Raw genomic sequence first — 9,016 nt, 5'->3', positions numbered from 1 at the left:
TTCTTTTAACACTAAAGCCTTTGATAAACTATCAAAGGCTTTTTTATTTATGCTCCTTTCCCTGGAAGGAAATACCAGTTAGTACTAGTAACTCTAGAAAGAGATTCCTAAAAAATAGAATATATCTATTCCGTGTTATTGAATTATATTGTCGGTTATAGTAAGTATTGAACCGTCCAATTTGGTCTGATACTTTTGCAGAGAACGCCACGCAGGGCTTCCTGTAGGAGTTCCATCAAAGTTGAAGCTGGACCCACAACATGGATCTATAAGGTAGAGCCCTGAAGAATGTATATCTACAGATGCACAGGCATTGTTGGGTTGATAGGAACAGTTTCGATCTACGGCATGGTATGTTGTAGGGCTTTCCCGATGAATGATAATTCCCCTGACACCACCGTTGATGCCTTGATAACCTACGGTTCTTAATGAATTATATTGAGGAAGATTGAGATTGATTACAATATCCGGAAAGTGAACGTATGGCATAGCATCGTCACTTAAATCTGAAGAGCAGCTGAATAAACTCAGAAAAACGAATGATTTCCAACGCTTGGGTATATATCTTTTAATATTCATAGAATCCTTTTCCGGATTTTCGTCCGAGGTAACCAGCTTCAATTTTTTGCTGCTGTAATCGGTTGGGTCTGAACTTTGGTTCTTGGTGAAAGGCATTGAACATGGCCTCTGTCACAGAATAATTAATATCGATCCCAATTAAATCCATTAGCTCAAATGGGCCCATCTTAAAGCCACTGCTTTTCATAAGTGCATCAATGGTCTGAAAGTTGGTGACATTATCTTCAGCTATTCTGAGAGATTCTGTATAGAAATGACGAGCTATACGATTTACAATAAAACCAGGCGAATCCTTTGCGATGACGCACGACTTTGAAATTCTGGAACTAAAGTCTTTTAATAATTCGATTGTAGTACTGTCGGTGGCGACCCCTATTACGATTTCCACTAGCTTCATGGCTGTGGCAGGATTAAAAAAGTGGAGCCCGGCAAATCTTCCGGGATGTTTAAGAGCCGAAGCAATTTGAGTTATTGAAAGGGATGATGTATTGCTCAGCAGGATACAATCTTGCCCATTGATTTTTTCAAGCTCGGAAAAAATCTTTTGTTTGATATCAAGCTTTTCAATGACAGCTTCTATTGCTAAATCGACCTGCAGGGTTCGAAAGTCTCCAACAGCCTCTATTCGGTTTATACTAATGTCTTTCTGCTCTGAGGTAATTCGACCTCTTTCAACGTTTGTCTCCAAATTTTTTCGAATGGAAGCTATTGCCGTTTTAGTGAGTTCAGGTTGAACGTCATAAAGCATCACTGCGTACCCCGATGAAGCAAGAAGTTGGGCAATTCCCTGTCCCATGGTGCCAGCTCCGATTACGGCAATGGTCTTTATGTTTTCAGTGGTCATGCTATATCACTTGTATGAAATTGCCGCAAGAAACGAATATCGTTTTCCGAATAAAGCCGCAGGTCATTTACCTGGTAACGTAATTGAGTAACACGTTCAATGCCCATTCCAAAGGCAAAGCCAGTATATTCCCGAGGGTCTATTCCACAGTTTTTCAAAACGTTTGGATGTACCATACCTGCTCCGGCAATTTCTACCCACCCACTTCGCTTGCAAACCACGCATCCTTCACCTTTACAGATAAGACAAGTAACATCGATCTCTGCACTGGGCTCCGTGAATGGGAAAAAGGAGGGTCTTAACCGAAGCTTTATATCTTTTCCATACATTTCCTTGGCGAAGTGGAATAAAGTCTGTTTTAAATCAGCGAAGCTCACATTTTTATCTACATACAAACCCTCCACCTGGTGAAAGAAACAGTGTGCTCTGGCAGAAATAGCCTCATTTCTATAAACACGACCTGGCATAATGGCTCGTATAGGAGGCTTCTGCTTTTTCATAAGCCTGATCTGTACATTAGAGGTGTGTGTGCGGAGTAAAATATCTTGTGTTCCGGTTGTTCCTTTTTTCTCAATAAAAAACGTGTCCTGCATTTCACGAGCAGGGTGGTTCTCAGGGAAATTAAGAGCTGAGAAGTTATGCCAGTCATCTTCAATTTCCGGTCCATCGGCTACATTGAAACCAAGCCTTTCGAAAATCTCAATGATCCGATAGCGCGTTAATGCCAGAGGATGAAGGTTGCCTGTTGTGTTAGGGATTCCGGGCAGCGTAAGATCAATATCGATAGTCTGGGACGGCCCTGAATCCAATTGCTCATTAAGGATGGTTAACTTAGCTTCTGCTGCTTGTTTCAGCTCATTCAATATTTTACCCACCACCTTCTTCTCTTCGGCAGGAATTTGCTTCAACTCTTCAAACAAATCGCCAATAATACCCCTACGACTTACATATCGTAATCTGAAAGTCTCTATGCCTTGTTTATCAGTGGCTGAAAATTCTTCTACTTCCTGAAGAAGGGACTTGATTCTCTCTTGCATGATATCAAATGAATGAGATCAAAAATACAATTTAGAGATGGATTGCCCTAATGAGAATGGTTAGTCTTCTAGTTCCTTGGGGGCCAGTTTACCAAGAATAAGCCGATCAAGAGTAACGCTCAATACGAATGACAATACAATGACACCGGTGAGTATATAGCGCTCCGAAAAATTATGAAATACCAGTGCTAGTGATATGTACAATATCTGTGCTCCACCCAATACAAGTGTAGTCTGGCTGTGGGTCATGCCTAGTCGCATGATGGCGTGATGGATGTGACTTTTGTCTGGTTTGAAAGGTGATTGTCCCTTCAATAGTCTTAGTAAGACAATGCGAAGTGTATCAACCAGTGGTATAATGATAAAGCAAGCAGCTGTGCCGATTGAAGCATTGAAACGATAAGGATAATGTTCAGGCAGATTATAGTTAAGATCGATGAAACGAATCGTTAACATGGCCAGCATCATACCAATAACTAATGCTCCTGTATCGCCCATGAATACTTCAGACGGTTCCCAGTTGAAAATTAGAAAAGCAAAGATTGCTCCTACCATAGAGAATGACAGGATGGAGAAAATAAAGTCATCAATCAGGAAGAACCATACACCAAAAGCAATCAACGACAATGTGGCAATGGTGCCTGCAAGACCATCTAACCCATCGATTAAGTTAAATGAGTTTGTTATAACAATAATAGTGAAATACGTTAAGACATAGCTCACCACATCGGGCATTTCATAAATCCCGAATACTCCGTAAAATGACTTTATGCGCAGATCAAACAAAAAAATGAGGAGTGATGCGGCCATAATCTGGCCCATAAGCTTGATCATCCAGCGAAGAGGCACAAGGTCATCGCGAACACCGATGAAGAAGATCACGGAAAGCGCCACCATTATAAACTTGATGGTGCTCCAGCTCTGAATGTCGATCCAGATCAATGATGAAGAGAAGAATCCGATAAAGATGGCAATGCCACCCATAGAGGGTGTTACTTTCTTATGGATCTTCCTTCTTCCCGGAATATCTACCAGGTTTTTCTGCAAGGAGTATTTAATGATCACCGGAACGATCAGAAAAGCAATGACAAAAGAAGTTGTTGCAGCAGCTAGCTGGATGGCCATAAAAGCAAATAACTTTCAAAAATAGCGAATGCGGATTAAATCGCCATGCTATCCGTGAAACTCATTCCCAATAGGATGGTGTTTTCAATGAATTATACACTAATTACCTTGTTTATACCACGTAACCATCTTCTTTATACCATCTCGTGTGGTATATTTTGGAGTAAATCCTTCTGAGAAAATTTTTCTGGCTGAGTGATAAGTCTGAGTACCAAGCTTTTTGATACGAGCTGTAGAGATAGGTAAATTTTTACCGGTCAGTTTTATAGCCAGATCAAAAGGCAGGCCCAGTAAAATACCCAGAAATGGAGGGACTGTAATTCTTATTTTTTTATTTAATGCTTCTGCGATCAGGTTGCTGATCTCGCGGGCGGTGAGCTGAGGCTCATCTGAATAATTGTATATCGACACGCCCGGCTTTATACGCTCCATTAAGAACAAGGTAGCCTCTACTACGTTTTCCACGTAAGCAATCGATTTTATATTATCAGCTTTGCCCAGGTGAAAATAAAATCCGGAGTCAATTTGCTTGATGAGATTTCTCATGTTAGCCAGGTTGTTTGGACCAAATACAACGGTAGGGCGGATGATTAATACCTTCCGTTCAGCGTCTTCGGCTGCCCATTTCTCAAGAACCCGTTCGCCGGCTAGCTTCGAAGCACCGTAAGGTGAATCTGGCTGCGGCTGCATACTTTCATCAGAGATTGCTTCGCGTATACCATAAACAGCGACTGAAGAATAGAATACGATATTTTTGATGCCAAACGCTGTTGCTTGTTCACAAATAACCCTGGTGCCCTCTTCATTTGTATCGAAGTACTCATCATGTCCGATGCCAAAATCGTGATGCTTAGCCGCGAGAGAGATGATAGTATCAATTTTGTTATTGCTGAGTGCATCGCGTATATCTGCTTCCTTCCGGATATCGCCGGTAATATAGGGAGCAGTATGTTGAAATGCTGGCGCTACCAAGTCAAGATTTATAAAATCTCCAGCGGGTAATAATCTGTGAAAATGACTTCCTATGAAACCGGATCCTCCTGTTAATAATATCTTAGGCATTGGAATCAGTTAGGTTTAAATACTCGTTCACAATTTGTTGATTGATCTTTTTTCGCTCGCTATCAAAGAGCCAACCCCATTTTGTAAAATATACTGCAGCTCCATGAATATTATAGAGCATAAGTTTGAAATTTTTATACGAGCCTTTAGCATAGTAATGATATACCTGCACGGCCGGATAAAATATAGTCTGGTACTGTTGATGAATTCTTCTGGTCAAATCAGCATCTTCAATGTACATAAAGATGGCTTCGTCAAAGAAGCCAACTTTTTGAAGCGACTCTGATCGAAGGAACATAAAGCATCCCGATAGGTAAGGTATGTTCATGATTTTATTGTAGCCACTATCGATAAGCTCGTATCTTTTATTCCTCTCCTTGAATCCGGGAAGCCATGAAAAAAATCTTCTAAGTAAAAGATCAGTTGGGGTAGGCAATAATTTGCAAAGATGCTGTACACTGCCATCAGGATATAGTATTTTCGGCATCACCTGCCCTATGTTCTTGTTTTTTTCCATGTATTGGAATAAATCTTCCAAAACATGCTCGTGAAAATAAATATCCGGATTCAGAACAAGGTGATAGGAAGATTCTTCTACTGCTCTGCGCAATGCAATATTATGAGCTTTGCCGAAGCCAAGATTTTTATTATTGAAGATATACTCGGTTCTGTCGTCTTTCTTTAAAGTTTGCAACTCGTTGGTGGGCGAGTTATCAATCAGATACAATTTGAAATTAAGAGAGCTTTTGTAAACACTATCAATGGCTTGACCAACAATTGCCGGATTTGATTTAAAGAGTACTAATGAAACAGTTAGATCATATTTTTTCATTCTTCCGATTGTGCAGGTGTATAAAAAACAAAGCGTTAAAGAAGGAATAAAGCACAACCCCGGCATGTCTGCTGAGTAAGTTCTCGGTTAACAAGCCAAGCAATATTGTTATTAAAAAAACTGTGTAAATATAATCGGCTGCCCTGATTGATGAAATAATGTAAGTGCTGTAGGCGGCTAAAAAAAAGATAATCCCCAAAAGTCCCCCAGAAATTAACAACATAAGGTATTGATTATGCGTATTGAACCGCTGACTTCCTGTTTGATGGGTTGCCGCCTGCAGGGCTTTCTCGGCCCCCGATAACCCCCAGCCGGTTAACGGTCTTTCCTTGAAAAGCTCAACGGCATTTTTCCACAACTGCAGGCGATGAAGATTTGACGATGCCATGTCTGCATTACTATTGCTTGATTGGAGGTCTTTGATGATGGCTTCTATTCTATAGAACGCAACAGGAGATGATACTGCTAAAGCGATGGTGATAGCTGCAATAGTGGCAATTACCACATAGCGCGTGTGCCGGGTGGCACGGTATATAATCCTAATAGCGGCAAGAGCAAAAATAATCAACAGTATTATCAGCGATATTTTACTGCTTAATAAAAATACCTCTATGGTTAAAAGCGATATGCCGGTAATAAGTAGCAGGTTGATGCGCCGTGACCTTTCTAAAAAGGAGAGTCCGAAAATGATTCCCGTAATAAAAAATATGCTCAAATACGTGGGGTGGAAATGAACGGCGTTAGCAAACTCCATATATAAAAAGAATCCCCAGTTAATTGCGCCTATCGGATGGTCTTCATAAAATTTCATTGTTTCGGCAAAACTCCAGTTATGTACAATTCGGTCGTGATCAGTAATGTTTTTCCAAAATGCAAAGCCGAGGCAGAGTAACGCGGCGATAATACATCCGGTAAAAAATGAAGCTTTGGTTAAACGAATCTGCTGGTCAGTAATCCCTATAACAGCGATCATCAAAGGGAAGAACCCTAAAGGCAGATAGGTTTCAAAAAAATACCAACCACCCGCAGCGTCATTATGGAATATGTCTTGGATGAGTGTATATAAAATTAAAAGAAAGGGAATTAAGAGTAATAAGATTGCTTTCCGGTTTCGTTCTTTTACAAGTTTAAAGTCAATAAAAAGGTAGATCAGAGTAAGGCCGGCAGACGAAAAAATAATGAAGTTGAATATTCTGACAGAGCAGAAGAATGCCAGTGGCATAAGTATATAAAATATACTTATGATTCTTTCCCGGTTATTCTTCAGCAGGTCAACGATCATGTGTTGTTAAACTTTTTGGAGGCATATTCCTGATACAACGATATATATAGCTCCTGATATTTTGCAGACATTTTTCGGGCACTCAATGCAGTTTCAATAATGCCTGTAGCAGCGCTGCGTAAAAGCGAATAATCTTTCTTTGCTAACGTATTGATAGCGTCAGACAGGCCTGCAATGTCACCACATGAGAACGTGATACCGGCACCACTATCAATATCGAGTATTTCTTTGTGAGCCGGTATATCTGAAAGGCAGACCGGTAAACCGCAACTTAGGGCTTCAAGTACAGTATTGGGTAGCCCTTCCGATAAAGAAGCCGAAAGAAAATAATCAGCAACCTCGATGTATCGAACTACCTCTTGAATAAAACCTTTGAATACGACATTGGGGAATTTAGCGTACGTTGTTCTTAGTTCTTCTTCCAGCTCGCCGGTGCCCAATACCAATAGTAAGCTTTCCTGAGCGAAGTCACTTTTTAAAAAGCCTTTTATTACCGTGTGCGGATCTTTTCTCGCACAAAGCGAACCAACGGTTATAAATATTTTTCTATCGGTGGCAATGCCTAGTTTTTGTCTTCTTTTTAAAATATTTTCCGCAGAGAGTGGAATAAATATTTCATGGTCTACTCCATTTGGTATAAAACCTAGTGAACGGATATTATTTTTATACACTTCATATACCGATCGGGCACAAGCTACTGCCTTCTCAAGGTGATTGACTTGCTTAATCTGTGTATATGCAAAGTAATCCCCTACAATGCGATTGTATGTATTTCGATAGTTGTCTTGCAGGTTCGCGTGTATCGTACTCAGTCGGATGTAGGCATTCAAATGTTTTGCCGAAAACACATCTGGACGCAGGGAATGACTATGGATAATGTGAGGTTTTGTTTCGTCAATAAAGGCGCGAAGTTTTTCACCCCCCGAGAACATCCACGACAAGCGGCTTTGATTAAATTTGAATATAGCGACATCCATTTTTTCAAAATCACCTTGCCGTGTTCGCAATGGTTCTGGTGATAACGTTACTACGATTGGATCAATGATTTCTCTATTGAGATATTTAATGATGTTGAAAATAACATTTGTAGGGCCACCACTCTCTAACGTTGAAACAAAAAAAAGAACCCTGATTTTCATGCCTTGCTATATTCTGGTAACTCGATTTTGCTTTTACGTTTTTCCATCAGGAAGATTAATGCCAGTGAAACGTACAGGAACGGCATAAAGGTTATAGTAGATGACAGTGTTGTTATCAGAAAAGGAACGAAAATGTATAAGGCCTTTTTGCCAGTAGCAATGGATATCTGAATAAACATGCTAATGAGAAGTATCAGACCAATCAATCCGGATTCAATAAAGAACACCATAAAGAAATTATGCGCATATATTCCCAGTCTTTCTAATGAATTCGAAAAGCCAATCCCAAAAAATACTTCTTGAATGGAGGCATTTGAAAAATACTGTGATACAATACCGACAATTTCCAATTTTGATTGAAAACTAAGGTCTGACGCTATCTTTTCTTCCAGGTATAATTTGTAAAAAAAAATTAGCAATACAGAAAAGAAAACAAGATTTATCAGGTAAAACTCAATCTTTTGATTGCGGAGAAAACGGACATAGATCCATCCCAGAAGGGTGCCCGCCCAGGCTGCACGCGAGAAGGTAAGTATCAATAATATGATAAGTATTATCTTGGTCTTATTCCAGTGCTCATCATGTTCGATTTCTCTATAAAAAATAAAAAATAATATGATGACAATATGAATAGCAACCGCGTTACTGTCCACATACATGAGCCCTCCGAATTTATACTGGTAAATCCAGCGAACATCACCTTCTACTGCGAAATTGGCATACTCCAAGTTTGGATGCATTAATCTCCAGATGCATTCAATGACCAGGATCAAGGTTGAGTAATTGATGAACTTTGTGGCCAATGATGTTAGTTTTTCACTTGAAATCTGAAAACCAAACCCAGTAACTACTATATAATAGGCAATGGCAAAAATTACTCCCATATACCTTGTGAACGGAGCACCTATAAATGTTTGCGATATAAGGAAATAAATAATGCAAATTACCGGAAGAAGTTGGGAGTTGAAGATATTCACTCTTCGTATAAAACTCACCAAAAGCGTACTTCCAACAAAGAATAAAATCAATGTAGGTGGTATGGCCAACATAGTATGGCTTGTAGCACTACACAAAGGAATAATGAACCACAATCCCCAATAGGTTATCCTTTCTCTG

The 9,016-nt window shown here is 39.8% G+C and carries 9 protein-coding genes; all 9 read right to left on the bottom strand.

Annotation, left to right across the window (positions count from 1 at the left end):
• Window positions 1–135: 135 nt before the first annotated feature.
• On the bottom strand, window positions 136–579 hold the full coding sequence (locus V7Q33_RS18535; protein ID WP_331974573.1) for a hypothetical protein: 444 nt from the start codon (window positions 577–579) through the stop codon (window positions 136–138).
• Window positions 569–1,423 carry a 3-hydroxyacyl-CoA dehydrogenase NAD-binding domain-containing protein gene (locus tag V7Q33_RS18530; RefSeq protein WP_333820793.1) on the bottom strand — a complete coding sequence of 285 codons (855 nt, stop codon included), beginning with the start codon at window positions 1,421–1,423 and terminating at the stop codon, window positions 569–571. The genes V7Q33_RS18535 and V7Q33_RS18530 overlap by 11 nt, the downstream gene beginning before the upstream one ends.
• Window positions 1,420–2,460 (bottom strand): phenylalanine--tRNA ligase subunit alpha, encoded by a 1,041-nt coding sequence (gene pheS, locus V7Q33_RS18525; RefSeq protein WP_333820791.1) that lies wholly within the window; start codon window positions 2,458–2,460, stop codon window positions 1,420–1,422. The genes V7Q33_RS18530 and pheS overlap by 4 nt, the downstream gene beginning before the upstream one ends.
• A gap of 60 nt (window positions 2,461–2,520) precedes the next feature.
• Entirely contained in the window at window positions 2,521–3,585 is a 1,065-nt protein-coding gene (locus tag V7Q33_RS18520; protein WP_333820790.1) for a glycosyltransferase family 4 protein, read from the bottom strand.
• Between the two features lie 99 nt (window positions 3,586–3,684).
• Window positions 3,685–4,647, bottom strand: a complete 963-nt coding sequence (locus V7Q33_RS18515; RefSeq protein ID WP_331974581.1) for an NAD-dependent epimerase/dehydratase family protein — start codon at window positions 4,645–4,647, stop codon at window positions 3,685–3,687.
• Complete coding sequence (locus tag V7Q33_RS18510; RefSeq protein ID WP_333820789.1) at window positions 4,640–5,479, bottom strand: glycosyltransferase; 840 nt, start codon at window positions 5,477–5,479, stop codon at window positions 4,640–4,642. Before V7Q33_RS18510 ends, V7Q33_RS18515 begins: the two co-directional genes overlap by 8 nt.
• The gene (locus V7Q33_RS18505) at window positions 5,466–6,761 is read right to left on the bottom strand and encodes an O-antigen ligase family protein (protein ID WP_333820788.1); all 1,296 of its coding nucleotides are present in this window, start codon (window positions 6,759–6,761) and stop codon (window positions 5,466–5,468) included. The genes V7Q33_RS18510 and V7Q33_RS18505 overlap by 14 nt, the downstream gene beginning before the upstream one ends.
• The gene (locus V7Q33_RS18500) at window positions 6,758–7,900 is read right to left on the bottom strand and encodes a glycosyltransferase family 4 protein (protein WP_333820787.1); all 1,143 of its coding nucleotides are present in this window, start codon (window positions 7,898–7,900) and stop codon (window positions 6,758–6,760) included. The genes V7Q33_RS18505 and V7Q33_RS18500 overlap by 4 nt, the downstream gene beginning before the upstream one ends.
• Window positions 7,897–8,784, bottom strand: coding sequence for a hypothetical protein (locus V7Q33_RS18495; protein ID WP_333820786.1), 888 nt, complete (start codon window positions 8,782–8,784; stop codon window positions 7,897–7,899). Before V7Q33_RS18495 ends, V7Q33_RS18500 begins: the two co-directional genes overlap by 4 nt.
• Window positions 8,785–9,016: the final 232 nt, after the last annotated feature.

Source organism: Ohtaekwangia sp. (assembly GCF_036786105.1).
Taxonomy (GTDB): domain Bacteria; phylum Bacteroidota; class Bacteroidia; order Cytophagales; family Cyclobacteriaceae; genus Ohtaekwangia.
Note: the sequence above shows the minus strand (reverse complement) of the source record. Positions and strands in the feature narration are given on the sequence as shown.